Source organism: Nocardioides sp. (assembly GCF_029937575.1).
Taxonomy (GTDB): Bacteria; Actinomycetota; Actinomycetes; order Propionibacteriales; family Nocardioidaceae; genus Nocardioides.
Map to the genome: position 1 here is coordinate 26,041 of NZ_JAPYPS010000014.1, position 14,102 is coordinate 40,142.

The 14,102-nt window shown below is 69.9% G+C and carries 17 protein-coding genes; 7 read left to right on the forward strand and 10 right to left on the reverse strand.

What is annotated here, in order from left to right:
* Positions 1-70 precede the first annotated feature (70 nt).
* The 4 genes from Q1K33_RS07350 to Q1K33_RS07365 are packed head-to-tail and all read left to right on the forward strand — an operon-like array spanning position 71 to position 1,759.
* Positions 71-196 carry a hypothetical protein gene (locus Q1K33_RS07350; protein ID WP_300402244.1) on the forward strand — a complete coding sequence of 42 codons (126 nt, stop codon included), beginning with the start codon at positions 71-73 and terminating at the stop codon, positions 194-196.
* A complete protein-coding gene (locus Q1K33_RS07355) occupies positions 193-525 on the forward strand; it encodes a circadian clock KaiB family protein (protein WP_300402246.1) in 333 nt (110 codons plus the stop codon). The genes Q1K33_RS07350 and Q1K33_RS07355 overlap by 4 nt, the downstream gene beginning before the upstream one ends.
* Positions 522-722, forward strand: a complete 201-nt coding sequence (locus tag Q1K33_RS07360; protein WP_300402248.1) for a hypothetical protein — start codon at positions 522-524, stop codon at positions 720-722. The genes Q1K33_RS07355 and Q1K33_RS07360 overlap by 4 nt, the downstream gene beginning before the upstream one ends.
* Positions 719-1,759: a HAMP domain-containing sensor histidine kinase gene (locus Q1K33_RS07365; protein WP_300402250.1), complete on the forward strand. Its 1,041-nt coding sequence runs from the start codon at positions 719-721 to the stop codon at positions 1,757-1,759. Before Q1K33_RS07360 ends, Q1K33_RS07365 begins: the two co-directional genes overlap by 4 nt.
* A 4-nt stretch (positions 1,760-1,763) precedes the next feature.
* Here the strand turns inward: Q1K33_RS07365 and Q1K33_RS07370 are convergent, their stop codons facing one another.
* Entirely contained in the window at positions 1,764-3,860 is a 2,097-nt protein-coding gene (locus Q1K33_RS07370) for an acyl-CoA dehydrogenase (RefSeq protein WP_300402252.1), read from the reverse strand.
* 59 nt (positions 3,861-3,919) lie between these two features.
* On the opposite strand from Q1K33_RS07370, the gene Q1K33_RS07375 reads away from it, so the two are divergent.
* On the forward strand, positions 3,920-4,582 hold the full coding sequence (locus Q1K33_RS07375; RefSeq protein WP_300402338.1) for a class I SAM-dependent methyltransferase: 663 nt from the start codon (positions 3,920-3,922) through the stop codon (positions 4,580-4,582).
* Here the strand turns inward: Q1K33_RS07375 and Q1K33_RS07380 are convergent.
* The 3 genes from Q1K33_RS07380 to Q1K33_RS07390 are packed head-to-tail and all read right to left on the reverse strand — an operon-like array spanning position 4,553 to position 7,667.
* The gene (locus Q1K33_RS07380; protein ID WP_300402254.1) at positions 4,553-5,650 is read right to left on the reverse strand and encodes a prenyltransferase; all 1,098 of its coding nucleotides are present in this window, start codon (positions 5,648-5,650) and stop codon (positions 4,553-4,555) included. The two genes, Q1K33_RS07375 and Q1K33_RS07380, sit on opposite strands and share 30 nt — an antisense overlap.
* Positions 5,650-6,402, reverse strand: coding sequence for a methyltransferase domain-containing protein (locus tag Q1K33_RS07385; RefSeq protein WP_300402256.1), 753 nt, complete (start codon positions 6,400-6,402; stop codon positions 5,650-5,652). The genes Q1K33_RS07380 and Q1K33_RS07385 overlap by 1 nt, the downstream gene beginning before the upstream one ends.
* A complete protein-coding gene (locus Q1K33_RS07390; RefSeq protein ID WP_300402258.1) occupies positions 6,402-7,667 on the reverse strand; it encodes a glycosyltransferase family 4 protein in 1,266 nt (421 codons plus the stop codon). The genes Q1K33_RS07385 and Q1K33_RS07390 overlap by 1 nt, the downstream gene beginning before the upstream one ends.
* A gap of 294 nt (positions 7,668-7,961) precedes the next feature.
* Between Q1K33_RS07390 and Q1K33_RS07395 the strand changes: the two genes are divergently transcribed.
* Positions 7,962-8,579: a TetR family transcriptional regulator gene (locus Q1K33_RS07395; protein WP_300402259.1), complete on the forward strand. Its 618-nt coding sequence runs from the start codon at positions 7,962-7,964 to the stop codon at positions 8,577-8,579.
* 246 nt (positions 8,580-8,825) lie between these two features.
* Positions 8,826-9,764 carry a hypothetical protein gene (locus tag Q1K33_RS07400; RefSeq protein ID WP_300402261.1) on the forward strand — a complete coding sequence of 313 codons (939 nt, stop codon included), beginning with the start codon at positions 8,826-8,828 and terminating at the stop codon, positions 9,762-9,764.
* Positions 9,765-9,870: 106 nt separating this feature from the next.
* On the opposite strand, the gene Q1K33_RS07405 is transcribed toward Q1K33_RS07400, so the two are convergent.
* The 6 genes from Q1K33_RS07405 to Q1K33_RS07430 all read right to left on the reverse strand — a co-directional run.
* Positions 9,871-10,368, reverse strand: a complete 498-nt coding sequence (locus tag Q1K33_RS07405) for a pyridoxamine 5'-phosphate oxidase family protein (RefSeq protein WP_300402263.1) — start codon at positions 10,366-10,368, stop codon at positions 9,871-9,873.
* 13 nt (positions 10,369-10,381) lie between these two features.
* A complete protein-coding gene (locus Q1K33_RS07410) occupies positions 10,382-11,149 on the reverse strand; it encodes a glucose 1-dehydrogenase (protein ID WP_300402265.1) in 768 nt (255 codons plus the stop codon).
* A gap of 10 nt (positions 11,150-11,159) precedes the next feature.
* Positions 11,160-12,059 carry a 3-oxoacyl-ACP reductase gene (locus tag Q1K33_RS07415; RefSeq protein ID WP_300402266.1) on the reverse strand — a complete coding sequence of 300 codons (900 nt, stop codon included), beginning with the start codon at positions 12,057-12,059 and terminating at the stop codon, positions 11,160-11,162.
* A 2-nt stretch (positions 12,060-12,061) separates the two neighbouring features.
* Positions 12,062-12,253: a ferredoxin gene (locus Q1K33_RS07420; protein WP_300402268.1), complete on the reverse strand. Its 192-nt coding sequence runs from the start codon at positions 12,251-12,253 to the stop codon at positions 12,062-12,064.
* A 29-nt stretch (positions 12,254-12,282) separates the two neighbouring features.
* Positions 12,283-13,266: an NAD(P)/FAD-dependent oxidoreductase gene (locus Q1K33_RS07425; protein WP_300402270.1), complete on the reverse strand. Its 984-nt coding sequence runs from the start codon at positions 13,264-13,266 to the stop codon at positions 12,283-12,285.
* Positions 13,267-13,378: 112 nt separating this feature from the next.
* On the reverse strand, positions 13,379-14,102 hold a 724-nt coding region (locus tag Q1K33_RS07430), incomplete at its 5' end, for a VirB8/TrbF family protein (RefSeq protein ID WP_300402272.1).

The following is a 14,102-nucleotide window of genomic DNA, read 5'->3' on the forward strand; positions in this document are numbered from 1 at the left end:
TCACGCCTGGTCGACCGAGCCGCACAACGTCCTCACGCCCACCCGAGAGCGTGGAGACCAGGAGGTAGTGATGACTGCACAGCAGACCGGGGAGCGTCGAGCTCGACAGGGACAGGCCGCGGCGAGGGAGTTCGCTCGTGACGAGCGCGAGGCGACGTACGTCGAGCTCGTACGGGCGGTGAGTCCGCGCACATGAGGATCGATGCATCGTCCGCCGTGCCCGGATGCGGGAGCGCCTATCGATTCCAGCTCTTCGTGTCCGGTTCCTCTCCACGGTCCGCCCTGGCCCGTGCCAACCTCACGAGGGTCTGCGACGAGACGGTCCCCGGGAACTACACGATCGAGGTGGTCGACGTGCTGCTGCGCCCCGACCTCGCCGAGGAGTCGTCGATCCTCGCCACGCCGCTGGTCGTCCGAGTGAGCCCGCATCCCCCACGACGCGCGGTGGGGGACTTCACCGACCTGGAGCGGCTCGCCGCCGCCATGGGCCTCTGCCGCACTCCGCAGGCTGAGAGCACGCGATGACCGCCGAGATCATGCCGACGCCCGTCTCCACCGTCGTCAAGGTGCCCACGGGCCAGCCGGGCCTCGACCAGATCCTGCCCGGCGGGATCCTCATCGGGAGCATTCGCGACCACGACGAGGCAGCCGTCTTCGTCACCTGCGAGGAGATCGAGATCGTCTCGCGGATGTTCGATCCCAACGGCGGACCGGACTCATGACGCAGCTCGACGGACGCAGGAGCCTGTCCCCCACCAGTCTGATCCAGGTGGAGCGGCGGCTCAGCGGTGTGCTGATCGTGGACGCCGACGGCATCGTCCGCCACGACAACCTCGCGGCGCGCCACCTCATCGGCACGGATGAGCGCACGCTGGTGGGACGGTCGTTCGGGCTACCGATCGGGGAAGGGGTCGCCCAAGTCGTCGAGATCGTCGACCGCGAGGGCGTCGTCCAGTCGGTGGACATGCGGGTCGCTCGCTACGCAGGGAGCGACTTCGCCGGCGCCGAGGTCTGGGCGGTCACCCTGCGCCCGAGCGCCCCCCCGACCGTCGACACCACGTCCGTGGACGACCGACTCGCGCGTCTCGACGATGCCATGTCGGTGACCTACCACGAGCTCGGCAACGCGGTGGCCGGGATCTCGGCAGGACTGACCGTGCTCCGCGAGGCCTGGGCCGGCCTCGAGGACGCCGACCGTCTGGAGCGGGTGACTCGGATCGAACGCGCCGCCAGCGGGATGACGATGCACCTGAAGAGCTATCTCGATGCGAGCCGCATCGAGAACGGGGTCTTCGAGCCTCGTCCCGCCCCGCACCGCCTACTCGACCTGGTGCTCGAGCACCTGCCCGACCTGGGTGCCCACGCCGCCGACGTCGAGGTCCAGATCTCGGCCAACGCCACCGTCGACGTGGACGAGACCCACTGCTGGTCGATCCTGAGCAACTTCATCCACAACGCCGTCACCCACGGCGGCCCCCCGATCGTGATCCGTGCCGCTACCGTCGGCCCGGAGACACTGATCGTGGTGAGCGACAGCGGGCCCGGCGTCCCGGCCGGTCATGTCGGTCGACTCTTCGAGCGCTTCGGCACCGCCGGCGAGGCCAGCCCGGCCGCGGGCAGCGGCCTGGGACTGTGGATCGCGAGCACGATGGCGGCGGCGTACGGCGGTCGCGTCTGGTACGAGCGCAACTCGCCCACGGGCTCGCGCTTCTGCGCCCGCCTTCCGTCGGCGCACCGGGACGAGAGGCTACCGGCCTGACGATTCAGCGAGGCAGCCCGAGAATCCTCTCTCCCGCGACGTTCCTCAGGATCTGAGTGGTGCCCCCGGCGATCGAGAGGCAGCGGGTGTTGAGCATCTCCCAGACGTCGGCCCGCAGCTGGTCCGAAGGGTTCACGATGCCGTCACCCTGCAGCTCCACGACCAGCTCGGAGCCGTCCTGCCGGTTGCGGACCCCCAGGAGCTTGGCGACGGCGGACTCCGCTCCTGGCCCGTGACCGGTCAGCGAGCGCAGGACCGTGCGGACACCGAGGAGCGAGCAAACGGTGGCCAGGGCGACCGAGTGGCCGACCCGGACCTTCTGGGCGGCACTCAAGGCACCCGACGTCGCCAGGTCGACTGCTCGCTCCGTGCTCTTGCTCAGCCTGCTGGTCGCCATGGCCACCCGCTCGTTGGCCAGTGTGGTGCGCGCGAGCCTCCATCCGTCGCCCGGCGAGGCGACCAGGCAGTCGTCGGGCACGAACACGTCGTCGAGGAAGACCTCGTTGAACAACGCCTCCCCGGTGATCTCGCGCAGGGGCCGGACGTCGATGCCCGGCGAGTGCTTCATGTCCACCAGGAAGTAGCTGATCCCCTTGTGCTGCGGGACCTCCGGGTCGGTCCTCGCCAGGCAGATGCCCCAGTCTGCCCGCTCGGCGACCGACGTCCACACCTTCTGCCCCGACAGCCGCCAGCCGCCGTTCACCTTCTCCGCCTTGGTGCGCAGCGACGCCAGGTCGGAGCCGGAGCCCGGCTCGGAGAACAGCTGGCACCAGACGAGGTCGCCCAGCAACGAGGGGCGCACGAAGCGCTCGCGCTGCTCGTCGGTGCCGTGCTCGAGGATGGTCGGCAGCGCCCACCCGGCGATCACGATGTCGGGACGGGTCACACCGACGCGCGCCAGCTCCTGGTCGATGACGACCTGGCTGACGGCGTCCGCCCCCAGCCCGGCCGGTGCCGGCCAGTGCGGCACCAGGTAGCCCGACTCGACCAGTGCAGCCCGCTGCTCGTCCGCGGGCACGTCGGCGATCTCCTCGACGCGGGATCGGATCGCCGAGCGCACGGCCTCGTCGCGACCCTCGAGGTCGACGTCGACCTGACGGCGCACGCCGCCGACAGCCCGATCGGTGAGGCTGAGCGCGGCGGCGTCGGGGTCGCCGAGCAGCGCCCGCAACGACAGGGCCCGTCGCAGGTAGAGGTGGGCGTCGTGCTCGTAGGTGAAGCCGATACCTCCGAGCACCTGGATGCAGGTCTTGGCGTTGGCGACCGCACCATCGAACGCGATCGTCTGCGCGACGTCGGCGGCGAAGGCCCACTGCTGCTCGGTGCCCGAGCTGGCGCAGGCGACGTCCCAGGCGACGGCGGTGACGGACTCGGCCGTCTCGAGCATCTCCGCACACAGGTGCTTGACCGCCTGGAAAGCCCCGATCTTCTGGCCGAACTGCTCGCGGACCTTGGCGTGCTCGACGGCCGTGGCCAGGCACCAGCGCGCGATCCCGGCGGCCTCGGCCGCCGCGAACGTGATCGCCGTACGGCGGACCAGGTCGACGCTCAGTGCCGGCACCACCGTCGCAGCGTCCGCGGCGCCGCGCGACAGCTCGACCGATCCGAAGCGGCGCGACAGGTCGAGCCCCAGGCCATGACCGACCGTCGCCGCCTCGACCGGCACCAGTGACCAGGAGTCGTGCGCATCCGGGAGCAGCAGGTGGGTGGCCGACGGGGTGTCCCACACGGAGCCGAGGGACGGGTCCAGGCCCAGGCCGACGACGACGGTTCCGTCGACCAGTCCGGCGCCGATGCCCTCGACGGCGCCGAGCAGGTGGCCTGCCACCGCGGCACCGAGGATCGGGCCGGGCACCAGCTCGTGCGCGCAGGCTTCCAGCGCTACCGCGACGTCCAGCGCCGTGCCGCCACCGCCCCCGACCTGCACCGGCAGCCCGATCGACGTGACCCCCATCTCCGCGGCGGCCTGCCGGGCCTCGGCGAAGGTCGCACCCGGGTCGGTCTCCGCGGCGCGGCACACGTCCACGCCGCCCAGCGACGATCCCCACTTGCGCAGGCTGGCTGCCAGCTCGACGTGCTCGTCGGTGATCCCGATCGACATAGACCCATCCTCAAAACTAGAACGTGTTCCAATCCTACTAGGATCGGTGCGTGTCCGACATGCCTGCCGACCTGCTCGCCCACGCCGACGCCGCGAAGGGGTTCATGCCCGCCGACGAGGGAGCCCTGCTCTACCGCGTCGCTGCCGAACGCGCGCCCCATGGTCCATTGCTCGAGGTGGGCTCGTACTGCGGGAAGTCGGCGATCTACCTGGGCGCGGCGGTGCGCGCGGCAACGCAGGCGGGCGCGGTGGCGGGAGTCGCCTTCACCGTCGACCACCATCGCGGCTCGGAGGAGAACCAGGCCGGGTGGGAGCACCATGATGCGTCACTCGTCGACCCGGCGACCGGACTGATGGACACCCTGCCCGTCTTTCGACGCACCCTCGCGCAGGCCAGGCTCGAGGACGCGGTCGTCGCGCTGATCGGTCGCAGCACCACGATCAGCACCCACTGGCGCACTCCCCTGAGCCTGCTGTTCATCGACGGGGGGCACGCCGAGGAGCACGCTCAAGGCGACTACGCCGGGTGGGCGCCCTGGGTCATGCCCGGTGGGTACCTCGTCATCCACGACGTCTTCGAGCGCCCCGAGGACGGCGGCCAGGCGCCGTACCACGTGTGGCAGCGTGCCCTCGCCGGAGGCGCGTTCGCCGACGTCGAGACCGTGGGTTCGATGCGGGTGCTGCGCCGCGGCTCAGGCGAGGCGGGCGACCTCGTCGGGTGAGGGGCACCCGCACTCGAGCGCGATCTCGGCGAAGTGCGGCGCGAGTGAGGTGCCCCGCATGATCCCCGACCCTGGCGAGGAGTGACCATAGGTCTCCCCCAGCGCATCGACGGCGAGGATGACCGCCGCAGCGGTGTACGTCGTGTGCTCGACCGGCCAGTAGACGTCCTTGATCTCGCCTTCGTAGACCCAGCCGGTCCAGTAGGCGCCGTCCTCACGGTCGCGCATGATCTGCATGTCCGAGAGCAGCTGCAGCGCCCGTCTGTGGTCGCCACAGGCGTCCAGCGCCATCGCGAGCTCGCACGTCTCGGCGCCGGTGACCCACGGGTTGGTGTCGACGCAGTGGATGCCGAGACCGGGCACGACGAAGTCGTCCCAGCGGGGCTCGAGCAGCTCGAGCGCCTCGGGGCCGCGGATCGCGCCGCCCAGCACCGGGTAGTACCAGTCCATCGAGTAGGTCGACTTGTCCTCGAACAGGTCACTGTGCTGACGGATCGCGTGGCCGAGTCGACCACCCGCGAGCTCCCACTCGGGCTGCGGGTCGTCGAGGAGCTCGGCGAGAGCCACGCCGGCGCGCAGCGACTGGTAGATGCTCGAGGAGCCGGACAGCAGGGCGAAGTCCTTGGTCGGGGTCCAGTTGATCCCGCCGAACGGCAGCTGCTGCGAGACCACCCAGTCGAGGCCAGCACGCACCGAGGGCCAGTGCCGGACGACGTAGGCGATGTCGTGGCGCACCAGCCAGTGGTGCCAGATGCCGACCGCGAAGTAGGCACTCATGTTGACCTCGCCGCGCTCGTCATCGACGGCGCCGGCCACGATCTTCATCGGCCAGGATCCGTCGGCACGCTGCATCGTCGGCACCCAGTCGTAGGCGCGCTCGGCAGCCTCCACCTGGCCACCCACCAGGAGCGCCATCGCGGCCTCGACGTGGTTCCAGATGTCGACGTGCTCACCGACGGTCCACGGGATGGCCCCGCACGGCTCCTGCATGGACGCGATCGACGTAGCGGTGAGGGCGACCTGCGCCTCCGTCAGGACGTCGCGGACGTACGGCAGGGGCTCGGTCATCACGCGCCCCCGAGGGGCTTGCGGAAATAGAGCACCATGGACTTGCCGATCATCGGGTCCAGGACCTTGCCCGCCAGCCGCAGTGCCAGCGGCTGCTTCATGATCTCCCAGACGAGGAGCTTGTGGTACGCCTTGGCGAGCGGGTGGTCGTCGTTCTCGACGCCGACCGCGCACTTGATCCACCAGTACGGCGCGTGCAGGCCGTGGGCGTAGTCCTTGCCCTCGAACTCCATCGCGTCGCCGGGGGTGCCGTCGTTGAAGCGGCCCGCCTTGGTGACCTTGTCGATCAGCTCGTGGTCGGTGTAGATCCGGATGTGTCCACCCTCGGCGTTGTGGTAGTCGTCGCTGAGCTTCCAGTTGACGACCTCGGGCAGCCAGCGCGGCACCGAGACGGCCAGCATCCCGCCGGGCCGCAGCACCCGCACGAGCTCCTTGATCGCGTCGACGTCGGCGTGGATGTGCTCGAGCACCTCGGCCGCCACGATCCGGTCGAACTCCCCGTCGGCGAACGGCAGCGCCAGCGCGTCGCCCTGCTTGATGTCGGCCTCGGCGCCGGCCGGCACCTCGCCGGCCTCCTTCATCGCGCCGAACAGCTCCAGCACTCCGGCGAGCTCGTCGGCGTCCATGTCGAAGGCGACGACGTCGGCGCCGCGGCGGTACATCTCGAACGCGTGGCGTCCGGCGCCGCAGCCCATGTCCAGGACCCGGTCGCCCGCGCGCAGGCCGAGTCGGTCGAAGTCGACGGTGAGCATCAGATGGTGTCCTTGCTGGTCGGTGCCGGGGGGTGCTGGTGGAAGTCGGCGATCACGCTCTCATACGCCGCGGCGACCTTGACCGCCACGGCGCGCCAGCTGAACATCTCCTCGACGCGCTGCCGTCCGGCGGCACCCATCCGGGCTCGACGCTCGGGGTCGTCGAGCATCAGCTCGAGCGCCCTCTTGAGCTCACCGACGTCACCGGGGGTCACCAGATCGGCGCAGAGCCCGTCGGGGCCGACGACCTCGGGGATCGCGCCGGCGCGCGAGACGATGAGGGGCGTGGAGCACGCCATCAGCTCGGCAGTCGGCAGCGAGAACCCCTCGTAGAGCGACGGGACGCAGGCGACCTCGGCCGAGCCCATCAGCGTGACCAGCTCCTCGTCGGAGATGCCGCTGACGAAGCGCACGTGCGGCCCGATGCCGAGGCGCTCGATGACCTTCTCGGTGCGACCGCCGGGCTGGGGCTTGGTCACCAGGACCAGCTCGGCGTCCCGCTCGGTGCGCAGCTTGGCGAAGGCCTCCAGCAGCGTGACGATCCCCTTCATCGGGGCATCGGCACTGGCCATCGCCATGATCCGTCCGGGCACCCGGGGAGTGCTCGGGGGCACGAACATGTCGTCGACACCGAGCAGGATGACCTGCATCCTGGCGGGGTCGACACCGAAGTCCTTGGCGATGTCCTTCTTCGACGTCTCCGACGGCGTCATGATCAGGCGGGCCTGACGCGCCACCCGGGCCTGCATGCGCAAGAAGCCGTACCAGCGACGCAGCGTGAGCTTGCGCCAGGGGTTGCGGGTCTGGCTGAGGTCGATGCGGCGGTCGAAGCTGATCGGGTGGTGCAGCGTCGTGATCAGGGGCAGGCCATAGCCCTCGATGTCGAGCATCCCGGTGCCGAGCACCTGGTTGTCGTGGGCGATGTCGAAGTCACCGGCGCGCTCCTTGAGGGCACGCGAGACGCGGCTGCTGAACGTCTTCGGCTCCGGGAAGCCCGCCAGGCACATCGTCAGGAACTCCTCGACGTCGATCCGGTCGCGGAACTCGCGGAGCTTGGGCACCCGGAACGGGTCGGGCTCGCGATACAGGTCCAGGCTGGGCAGCTTGGTCAGCTTCACGCCGTCGTCGAGCACCGGGTAGGGCTGGCCGGAGAAGACCTCCACGGAGTGGCCGAGGGCGGTCAGCTCGCGACTGAGGTGTCGCAGGTAGATCCCCTGCCCGCCGCAGTGGGGCTTGCTGCGATAGGAGAGCATGGCGATGCGCATCCGGCGCGACCTCTTTCGTCTCGGTTTCGTCGTACGGCATCGGCGGTGAGACGCGCCGGGCCGAGCATCTCGGGGAATCAGGCTGGGTAGTCTGGCTGGGTCAATCTAGAACGTGTTCCTATGATGGACCACCGATTGGTAGCCTAGCCGGGTACTCGGCTCCCTGAGACAAGTCTTACAGCATCCGCACCTCTCTACCCACCGTCTTCCCACAGTCCCCGGCGCATTCACCTCGATCTGCAACGACGCAGCGTGCTGGTGGCCTTCCATTCTCGTGAACCCATGGAGGTCCCGATGAGCACCACCAACTCGCTGACGGTCGAGGAGCTCGGCTCCGCGGCGCAGCGCGATCGTCGCAAGCGGATCCTGGACGCCACCTACGAGCTGGCCTCCGACGGCGGCTTCGACGCCGTACAGATGCGCGCGGTGGCCGACCGGGCCGAGGTCGCCCTCGGCACCCTCTACCGCTACTTCCCCTCGAAGATCCACCTGCTGGTCTCCGCACTCGCGCGCGAGTTCGACCGCAACGAGGCGATGCTCAAGGAGATGGGCCCGATCCCCGGAGGCACCGCCGCCGAGCGGGTCATCTACATCATGAAGCGCACCACGCGCGGGCTCCAGGGCGACCCCAAGCTCACCGAGGCGCTCACCCGCGCCTTCATGTTCGCCGACTCGTCGGTGGCTGCGGAGATCCACACGGTGGGCATGTCGCTGACCACCATGCTGACCCACGCGATGCACTCCGGTCAGCCCACCGAGCACACCGAGCCGACGGCGGAGGACATCGCCATCGCGCGGGTCATCGGCGATGTCTGGCTCTCGGCGCTGATGGCGTGGGTCACCGGACGCTCGACCGCCGCCGAGACCGGCGCCCACCTCGAGACCGCGGTCGGTCTGCTGCTGCGGGACTGACTCCCCTGTCCTCGGCGCCGTGCGCCGTGCGCCGTGCGCCGTGCGCCGTTCACCGGCTGGCCGGTGAACGGCGCACTTGGACGATGACCGGACATCGTCCAAGTGCCGGTTTCAGCGGCCAAGGCGGCGCTCGGGCCTCATCCGACTACCCAGGAGTGGTGCACAGGTCCTGGAGGCGTGGTGGTCATCCACAGGTCGATGAGGATGGCTACGGCACAGCGGCCGTTGTCGGGCACCGTCGACTCCATGATCGAGAACTTCATCGACGACCGTGGAGTCCTGCTTCGCCGCGACGTGCTCGCAGCGCTCTTCGACGACCGGCCCATCAGGCGCGCCGTGAGATCGCAGCAGCTGACGCGCATCCGGAGCGGCGCCTACTGCCTCACCGCGGTGTGGCAGGCGGCAGACCGTGCCGAGCGGCACCGACTGACGTCACACGCCGTACGACGGCGGTACGGCGACGACGTGGCGAGGTCACACGCGTCCGCGCACCTCGAGCTGGGTGGACCAGACTGGGGGATCGACCTCCGGAACGTCCACCTGACGAATCTCACCGGGATCGGGGAGCGAACGCAGTCCGGCATCGTTCACCACCGAGGCGTCACCCGCGTCGGCGACGTCACCCGCCACGACGGCAGCTGGCTCACCGCGCCGGTGAGGACGGCCCTCGACACCGCCACCCTGGCCCCGCGAGATCCCGCGGTGTGCGTGCTCAACTACTACCAGCAGCGAGGGCTCGCCTCACGTGCTGAGCTCGAGCACGGTATCGAGCAGATGAAGGAGTGGCCAGCATCACTAGGCCTGCGCCTCAAGCTCCGGCTCAGCAGCGAGTCCTGCGAGTCGGTCGGCGAGCAGCGGACCGAACTGATGTGCCGTGACCAGCGCATCCCCATGCCGATCCCGCAGTACGAGATCTCGCACCCGAGCGGGCGCCTGGCCGGCCGAGTCGACTTCGCGTGGCCGTGGTTGGGGAAGATGATGGAGTTCGACGGGGACGCGAAGTACCTCAGCCTGCGCCGTCCCGGCGAGACGATCGAGCAGTGCGTGATGCGCGAGAAGGCACGCGAGGACCTGCTCCGTCGGCTCACCGGGTGGCAGCTGATCCGCGTCATCTGGGCCGACCTCGATCGGCCGGGCGTGACTGCGGCGATGATTCGTGACTTCCTCGGGTATCGCGCGGCCTGAGGACATGCGACCGGGGTTGGACGACGAATGGTGCACCTGGACGCTGTCCGGACATCGTCCAAGTGCCAGTTTCACCGGCCGGCCGGTGAACGCGACCCCGGGCCGCTCACTCCAGGAACGCAGCCGTCGTACCGCCCAGGTCCATGGGAGGCAGCCCGAGCTTGCGGTGGTCCCACGAGCGGGTGCGCTCGGCGTCGAGTCGTACGACGACCCGGTTGCGCGCCATCACCTCGACGAACGGCTTGAGGTCCTCGGTGTACGGCGCGTTGTAGCGCTCGAAGATCCGCACGCAGACGTCCCAGACGACGGCGTCGTCCTCGATCACCACGCCGGCGCCCTCCAGGGACACCCCGCGGAGCTGGTCGTAGGTGTGGCCGGCCTCGGCGAGGAAGCTCATCCGCGGGTCGCGGCGCAGGTTGACGACCTTCTGCGACTTGGCCTTGGTCTCGATCCAGACGTGGCCCTCGTGCCAGTCGTACCACATGGCGACGAGGTTCATCCGGCCCTGCAGACCGACTGTCGCGACCGTCGAGGAGCGTTGCTGGGTCAGGAAGGCGTCGACCTCGTCGTCGCCCATCACGATCTTGCCGCGTTCGTTGGCCATGCGTCGGAGCCTCTCAGCCGCCGAAGCCGTGGGTGGCGGTGACCCCGCCGTCGATCGCGATCTCGGCGCCGTTGATGTACGACGCCTCGTCGCTGCCGAGGAACACGTAGAGCGGAGCGACGTCCTCGGGGTGGCCGACGCGCCGCAGCGGCACCTTCGAGGCGCCGTACTCCATCGCCACGTCGCCACCGTGCACGCGCGTCATCGGGGTGTCGATCATGCCCGGATGGACCGAGTTGACCCGGATGTTGAAGCGACCCAGCTCGTGCGAGGCGCCCTTGGTCATGCCGCGCACGGCGAACTTCGTGCCGCAGTACGCCGTCAGGTTCGACATCCCGCCGAGCCCCTCGGTGGAGGAGGCGTTGATGATCGCGCCGCCGCCGAGCTCCTTCATGTTGGCCACGACCGCCTTCATGCCGAGGAACGGGCCGAGCTGGTTGACCCGGAAGAGCAGCTCGTACTCGGAGGCCGGCATGTCGGCGACGGTGCCGAAGCGCAGGATGCCGGCGTTGTTGGCCAGGACGCCGACGAGGCCGAAGCGCTCGTTGGTGTCGGCGACCAACGACGTCCAGGCGGCCTCGTCGCCGACGTCGTGGTGGGCGAAGTGGGCGCTCTCGCCGAGCTCGTCGGCCAGGGCCTGGCCCTCGTCCTTGGCCACGTCGGCGATCACGACCTTGGCCCCCTCGGCGACGTAGGCGCGGCTGATGCCCGCGCCCTGACCCATGGCGCCACCGGTGACGATGGCGACCTTGCCGGCGAGCCGACCTGTACTGGCACTCATAGGGACAACCTCACACTGTCAGCTTCATGATGGAGTCGGCGGCGAAACCGACGGCGGGGTCGCGGTCGGCGAAGAAGCCGCCGAGCTGGGAGTCGAGATCCGCAGCGGTCCAGGCCGCTCCGGCCTTGTCGAAGCGCTGCTCCACGACGGGCGCCGCGACCAGGGCGACCATCCCGCCGTACACGACGAAGACCTGGCCGGTGATCGCCTCGGCCGCGGGAGATGCCAGGTACGCGACGAGTGGGGCGACGTGCTCGGGCGAGTAGGGGTCGATCTCCATGCCCGACTCGTCGTCGCCGAAGACCTGGGCCGTCATCGCGGTGCGAGCGCGCGGGCAGATCGTGTTGGCGCGCACGCCGACCTTGCCGAGGCCCCGGGCCGTCGACAGGGTCAGCGCGGTGATGCCGGCCTTGGCCGCGGCGTAGTTGGCCTGCCCGGGCGAGCCGCCCAGGAACGCCTCGGAGGCGGTGTTGACCACACGCGCGTAGACGGGGGCGTCGAGCTCCTTGGACTTCGCGCGCCAGTACGACGCGGCGTTGCGCGAGAGCAGGAAGTGGCCCCGGAGGTGGACGTGGATGACCGCGTCCCACTCCTCGTCGCTCATGTTGAAGATCATCCGGTCGCGCGTCATCCCGGCGTTGTTGACCACGATCTCCAACGACCCGAAGCCGTCGACGGCCGCGGCGATCATCGCGTCGGCGGTGGCCCGCTCCCCCACGTCGCCCTCGACGACGGCCACCTCGGCGCCCAGGCCCTTGAGCTCGTCGGCAGCCTCGTCGGCGGCGCCGGGCAGGTCGTTGAGCACGACCCTCGCGCCGGCCTTCGCCAGGGCGACCGCCTCGGCGCGGCCGAGGCCGGCGCCGGCGCCGGTGACGATGGCGACCTTGCCGTCCAGGTCGGTGTCACTCACGCTCAGTCCTCCAGCTTGATGGCAGCGCGCGGGCAGGCAGCCACTGCACGCTTGACGTCCTCGAGGGTCTCCGGCGTCGTCTCCTCCGCCTTCACGACCAGGAAGTCGTCGTCGTCCAGCTCGAAGACCTCCGGGGCCATCGCCTCGCACAGCGCGTTGGACTCGCAGAGGTCGAAGTCGACCTTGATCTTCATGGCAGCACCCTTTCGTGGTGAAAAACTGGCTAGGGACCTTCGGAGGAGTGTCCCGGGAAGACCTTGGCTCCCGGGTCGATGGCGACCGTGGCGTTGTTGACCGCCGTGGCGGCCTCACCGAACCCGACGGCGATCAGGCGCACCTTGCCGTCGTACTCGGTGATGTCGCCGGCGGCGAAGACCCGCGGCAGGTTGGTCTGCATGGCCGGGTTGACGACGATGTGGCGCTTGACGACCTCGATGCCCCACTGCTGCAGCGGCCCGAGGTCGGCGATGAACCCCAGCGCCGCGACGACCGCCTGGCAGGGCAGGGTGGTGGTCTCGCCGCCGACGGTGACGTCGACGGCCTCGACCCTGCCGTTGCCCGTGATGGCGCTGACCTCGGCCTTGGTGATGATCCGCACCGAGGAGTCCCGCACCTGCTGCACGGTGCGCTCGTGGGCGCGGAAGGCGTCGCGGCGATGCACGAGGGTGACCGACGAGGCGACCGGCTCGAGGTGGACCGCCCAGTCGAAGGCGCTGTCGCCGCCGCCGACGATCACGACGTCCTTGTCGGCGTACGGCGCGAAGCTGGGCACGAAGAACTCGAGGCCGCGTCCCAGCCAGTCGCCCTGCGCCGGGAGCGGCCGGGGGCTGAACTTGCCGATCCCGGCAGTGACCAGCACCGCCCCGGCGTGCACCTCGGTGCCGTCGTCGAGCCCGACGACGACGCCGTCGTCCTTGCTCGTCAGCTCGGTGGCGGTGCGGTCCAGGAGGTACGTCGGGTCGGCGGTGGCAGCCTGGGCGACCAGACCCTCCACGAGGTCACGCCCCTTGACGCTGGGGAACCCCGCGACGTCGAGGATCTGCTTCTCCGGGTACATCGCGGTGATCTGCCCGCCCAGCTCCGGCAGCGAGTCGACCACACCGACCCGATGACCGCGGAAGCCCGCGTAGTAGGCGGCGAAGAGTCCGGTCGGACCGGCTCCGATGATCAGGATGTCTACCTCGACGAGGCGTGGGGAGGACGTCACGAGCGCGATCCTTCCCCTTCCGCCACCGCCCCTCAACTGGAACGTGTTCTAGTTTTGCCGGAACGCTATCCGGCGCGGGTGGTGATGTCCAGCACCGGACGCACCGACGTCGCTACTTCGCCTCGAGGCGCGAGACGAGCCAGCCGTCCTCGTTGCGGAGCATCGTGACGGTGACGCGGTACTGCACCGGGGTCACGGCACTGTCCTGCTTCGCCGTGGTCTGGGTCAGGAAGAGCAGCGCCTCGACCTCGTCGGCCGCCGCCCGCACCACGCCCTGCGCGGACACGTCCACCGTCACCTCGGTGCTCGCTGCGAGGAAGTCGTCCTTGATCTCGGCCTTCGTGGCGGCGTACTCCTCGGCGAAGGAGTCGGTCATCATCGCCGTCGCCGACTCGACCTGCTCGTCGTAGGCCTCCGGGGACGACGACGAGGCCGACAGGATCGTCACCGCCGCAGCCGCAGCCTGGTCGACGACCGAGCGCACCGTCAGCTCGCTCAGCTGCACCGGTCGCTCAGCGCTCGGCGGCACCGCCGTCACCTCGCCCGGGTCGTCACGGTTGAGGATCACGACCACCTCGACGAGGGCCAAGAGGACCAGGACCACGATCGCGACCAGCAGGCCCCGGGCCGTCCGCGAGAGCCCCGCGGTCGGCTCCGGCGCAACGGGATCGATCTCGTCGTCCAGCGCCGGCGGAGTCGGGGGCGTCGAAGCCGGGGCCGGGGGCGCGACAGGTCCCGTCCCCGCCACGCGACGCGGACGCGACGCAGGAGTGCGGGAGCCGGGGGTACGAGACGCCGGGCCGGGACGGCGGGGCTTCGGGGGCGTCATCCGACGA

Coding starts and splice junctions, on each gene's coding strand:
- Q1K33_RS07390 (WP_300402258.1), bottom strand. CDS start 7,667: ATGCGCATCGCCATGCTCTCCTATCGCAGCAAGCCCCACTGCGGCGGG.
- Q1K33_RS07395 (WP_300402259.1), top strand. CDS start 7,962: ATGAGCACCACCAACTCGCTGACGGTCGAGGAGCTCGGCTCCGCGGCG.
- Q1K33_RS07370 (WP_300402252.1), bottom strand. CDS start 3,860: ATGTCGATCGGGATCACCGACGAGCACGTCGAGCTGGCAGCCAGCCTG.
- Q1K33_RS07365 (WP_300402250.1), top strand. CDS start 719: ATGACGCAGCTCGACGGACGCAGGAGCCTGTCCCCCACCAGTCTGATC.
- Q1K33_RS07350 (WP_300402244.1), top strand. CDS start 71: ATGACTGCACAGCAGACCGGGGAGCGTCGAGCTCGACAGGGACAGGCC.
- Q1K33_RS07360 (WP_300402248.1), top strand. CDS start 522: ATGACCGCCGAGATCATGCCGACGCCCGTCTCCACCGTCGTCAAGGTG.
- Q1K33_RS07380 (WP_300402254.1), bottom strand. CDS start 5,650: ATGACCGAGCCCCTGCCGTACGTCCGCGACGTCCTGACGGAGGCGCAG.
- Q1K33_RS07405 (WP_300402263.1), bottom strand. CDS start 10,368: ATGGCCAACGAACGCGGCAAGATCGTGATGGGCGACGACGAGGTCGAC.
- Q1K33_RS07355 (WP_300402246.1), top strand. CDS start 193: ATGAGGATCGATGCATCGTCCGCCGTGCCCGGATGCGGGAGCGCCTAT.
- Q1K33_RS07400 (WP_300402261.1), top strand. CDS start 8,826: ATGATCGAGAACTTCATCGACGACCGTGGAGTCCTGCTTCGCCGCGAC.
- Q1K33_RS07410 (WP_300402265.1), bottom strand. CDS start 11,149: ATGAGTGCCAGTACAGGTCGGCTCGCCGGCAAGGTCGCCATCGTCACC.
- Q1K33_RS07375 (WP_300402338.1), top strand. CDS start 3,920: ATGCCTGCCGACCTGCTCGCCCACGCCGACGCCGCGAAGGGGTTCATG.
- Q1K33_RS07385 (WP_300402256.1), bottom strand. CDS start 6,402: ATGCTCACCGTCGACTTCGACCGACTCGGCCTGCGCGCGGGCGACCGG.
- Q1K33_RS07420 (WP_300402268.1), bottom strand. CDS start 12,253: ATGAAGATCAAGGTCGACTTCGACCTCTGCGAGTCCAACGCGCTGTGC.